Source organism: Gemmobacter nanjingensis (genome assembly GCF_014652195.1).
GTDB classification, from domain to species: domain Bacteria; phylum Pseudomonadota; class Alphaproteobacteria; order Rhodobacterales; family Rhodobacteraceae; genus Gemmobacter; species Gemmobacter caeni.
On sequence record NZ_BMYI01000043.1, the window covers coordinates 8,289 to 11,534 of the forward strand.

The following is a 3,246-nucleotide window of genomic DNA, read 5'->3' on the forward strand; positions in this document are numbered from 1 at the left end:
GGTCCTTAAGCTGCTTCTCATATTGCTCGCGGATCTCGAGCGGGTTCGCACGCAGGGCGTTCTCCATGCCCCGCTTGGCATCATCGACCCAGCCCTCGATCTCGGACGGCGAAAGGTCATAGGTCCGACTGGCCTCTGCCACTGTCGTCTTGCCCTGAATGATCTCGACCACCAGCGCCGTCTTACGCTTCGCTGTCCACCGTTTGATGCTGTCGTCCATCGTCACACTCATCGCTACCTTCTCCTTTGTAGCATGAGCAGATTTTCACTGGGTCGATACATCGACGCGGCGGCCCGCTGCATCCACCTCGAGTTCAACGAGATGGGGTGGTTGCCGCCCTCCCCAGCGGCCACGCCTGTGTGCCAGGATGACGTGGGGCATCAACCATCATGCGGAGAGGACGAAGAATGTTGGAAACGATGATCGGCGTGGATTTGGCGAAGTCAGTATTTCAGGTGCATGGCGCTTCGATGACGGGCGTCGTGAAGTTTCGCAAGCGGTTGACCAGAAGCCAGTTCCGCCGGTTTCTTGCAGCTGAGCCCAGGTCCGTTTTCGTAATGGAAGCTTGCGGTAGCGCGCATTACTGGGCGCGCGAGATGGTCAAGACAGGCCACGAGGTGAAGCTGATTGCCCCGCAGTATGTGCGCCCCTTCGTCAGACGACAGAAAAACGACGCGGCCGACGCGGAAGCGATTGTGATCGCAGCTCAGCGTCCAGAGATGACGTTTGTAGGCACGAAGGACGAAGATCAGCAGGCAAGCGCGGTCCTCTTTCGGTCAAGGGAGCGTTTGATCCGGCAGCGCACGGTTGCAGTCAATGCGCTGCGGTCGATCCTCTACGAGTTCGGGCATGTCGTGCCTTCGGGCATTCGCAACCTTCGGCGGATAGAGGAAATTCTCGCTGATGAAAACTGCGATCTGCCATCTCTAGTTCGGAGCGAGTGCCTGGATATCATCGCACAGATTCGGGAACAGACGGCCCGGATCGAAGTGAAGACCAAGACGGCCAAAGATCTCGCCTCGAAGGATGATGTCGCCCGGCGACTTCAGACCATGCCGGGTGTTGGTCCCCTGACGGCACTCGCTGTTGAGACCTTTGCTCCCGAAATGTCGACATTCAAAGGCGGTCGAAACTTCGCTGCCTGGCTCGGGCTGGTCCCGCGCCAGTTTTCGTCGGGAGGCCGCGAAAAGCTCGGCCGTATCTCCAAGGCAGGGCAAGCCGACATACGGCGGCTCCTGATTGTCGGTGCCATGTCACGTCTGAACTGGATGGGCAGGAAGACGGTCCCCGAAGGATCATGGCTTGCGCGCATGATGGCGAAGAAGCCGCGGATGCTTGTGGCAATTGCGCTGGCAAACAAGATGGCCCGGACGATTTGGGCGATGCTGACCAAACAAGAGGATTACCGCGAGCCAGCAACTGGCTTGGCGACGTAAGAGAATCTGGCGCCAGTTGTTGCTGGCGACAGAGGTGTAGGAAGTCGATGACCTGAATGGGCGAAATGATCGAACAGATCTGGGTCAGGAAAACCAGCGTAGCGCTCGGAGCGATCAAGCCCGTCAACGAGTTCTGGACCTGATCTGCAGATCACCATACCGGCCCGCAGCCAAAGATACGGCTACGCAATAAGGCCTGACACAAGACCGCACTCGATCTGCTCCTCTTCGGTTGAAATTTCCTTGCATCACGGGCGGCAACCACACAAGCGCTTCACCTCGTCCGAACTCACCACGCACGAATTCTGAGGGGGCGGCGATGGCACATCCCTTGTCTATTGGGAAACTGGCATAATCAGGGTGGCTGGCGAGACCCCGACACATCCCTGGGCAACCAATCCCGAGTGATAGCATGGGGCTCGCTAGCTGACCGTTGCTCAACCTGAACAGTTGCCTGGGAGGACTCCCGAAGGTGTCGATCCCGCAGAACAAGGATAGGTGCCGGAATGCCCTCTTACGAATTCATTGGTGTCGATGTCGCCATGGAGTGGATCGACGTCTGTTATCTCTCCGACGGCCGTCATGAGCGGATAAAGTCTACAAAACAATCGCTTGCCAAGTTCGCCAAGCAGGCGAACGATGCAGTCGTCGTGTTGGAAGCCTCAGGTGGATATGAGCGGCCATTGATCGAAGCCCTGATCAAAGCGGAGGCCCGTTTCGTGCGTGTGAACCCGCGGCAGGCGCGCGAATTTGCGAGGGCGACGGGAAAGCTGGCAAAGACCGACAAAGTTGATGCGGCGATCCTTGCCCGAATGGGGAAAGCGTTGGATCTTGTTCCTTCCCCCATCCCGGATCCTGACCGCGTGCGCTTGGCTGACCTGGTGGCGCGACGAGAGGATTTGGTCGCTGCGATCCAGGCTGAGAGAAACCGACTCGGGACGAGCCGCGACGGATGGGTCCGGCGCGAAATTCAACGACTTGTTGCGACTCTTGAGGATCATCTCAAAGCAGTTGAGAAGGAGATCGCTCGCCACATCGCGGCTTCCGGGTCTCTTCTCGAACAGGCACGTCGACTTCGTACAGCGCCTGGGATCGGACCGGCGCTGGTCGCCGTGATACTTGCCCGATTGCCCGAGCTCGGAAGACTAAAGGCCAAGCAGATCGCTGCGCTTGCTGGACTTGCGCCGCAGGCTTGTGACTCAGGCTTATCCAGAGGCAAGAGACGAGTCTGGGGTGGCAGAGCCGACATCAGGCGAGCCCTTTACCTCGCGGGCTTTGTAGCCAGCCGGTTCGACCCGACGTTGGCTGCGTTTCGAGCCAGACTTCAGGATTTGGGAAAGCCTCCGAAACTTGCGATTACAGCATGCGCCCGCAAGCTGCTCACGATCATCAACGCGATGGCGCGAGACGCCACAGACTACACTTCTGCCGTCTCCTGAAAGACAGTTGCTATCACCACGCCCTGTCCTCGGTGAAGAAATGGGGCGGCACGGTCGACGATTTCATTGCGGTACATGCCTGGTTAGATGTTACCTGGACAGGCAAGGATTTTTTTGGCGCCAAGGGTAGCGATAGTCCATAGGAGGGACCCCGCCGTCCGCACTGCGCGGATCAAAGCGCTGGCGGTGCGGACGGCGGGGAGGTCCCTGTGGTCTATCGCGATTGTCGCGCATCTCCGATTCATCTGTTTATGCTTGACTGTCCTTAGGTGTTCCATCCCGGATGATCACATAGACCCTCGCCGTTCTGCCCTGTTCATGGCAAGATCGATCCTGCGCGAGGTTCGGGAGGGGGTGGGGACATGCTGAT

Annotated in this window: 3 protein-coding genes and 1 pseudogene; 3 read left to right on the forward strand and 1 reads right to left on the reverse strand. The window is 58.6% G+C overall.

All coding sequences use genetic code 11. The annotated features are described in order from the left end of the window. The coding region (locus IE126_RS24955; protein WP_189383034.1) for a DUF1153 domain-containing protein at nt 1-232 on the reverse strand (232 nt) is incomplete at its 3' end. Between the two features lie 176 nt (nt 233-408). On the opposite strand from IE126_RS24955, the gene IE126_RS24960 reads away from it, so the two are divergent. The 3 genes and pseudogenes from IE126_RS24960 to IE126_RS26535 all read left to right on the forward strand — a co-directional run. Then, complete coding sequence (locus IE126_RS24960; RefSeq protein WP_189383035.1) at nt 409-1,437, forward strand: IS110 family RNA-guided transposase; 1,029 nt, start codon at nt 409-411, stop codon at nt 1,435-1,437. Nucleotides 1,438-1,943: 506 nt separating this feature from the next. Further along, complete coding sequence (locus IE126_RS24965; RefSeq protein WP_189383037.1) at nt 1,944-2,876, forward strand: IS110 family RNA-guided transposase; 933 nt, start codon at nt 1,944-1,946, stop codon at nt 2,874-2,876. Continuing rightward, nucleotides 2,873-2,965 (forward strand): annotated as a pseudogene (locus IE126_RS26535) (DUF6915 family protein); the annotation flags it as partial. The gene IE126_RS24965 and the pseudogene IE126_RS26535, both read left to right, overlap by 4 nt. Nucleotides 2,966-3,246: the final 281 nt, after the last annotated feature.

Excerpts from the sequence above, each read along its gene's own strand:
- IE126_RS24965 (WP_189383037.1), top strand. The coding sequence starts at position 1,944 with ATGCCCTCTTACGAATTCATTGGTGTCGATGTCGCCATGGAGTGGATC.
- IE126_RS24960 (WP_189383035.1), top strand. The coding sequence starts at position 409 with ATGTTGGAAACGATGATCGGCGTGGATTTGGCGAAGTCAGTATTTCAG.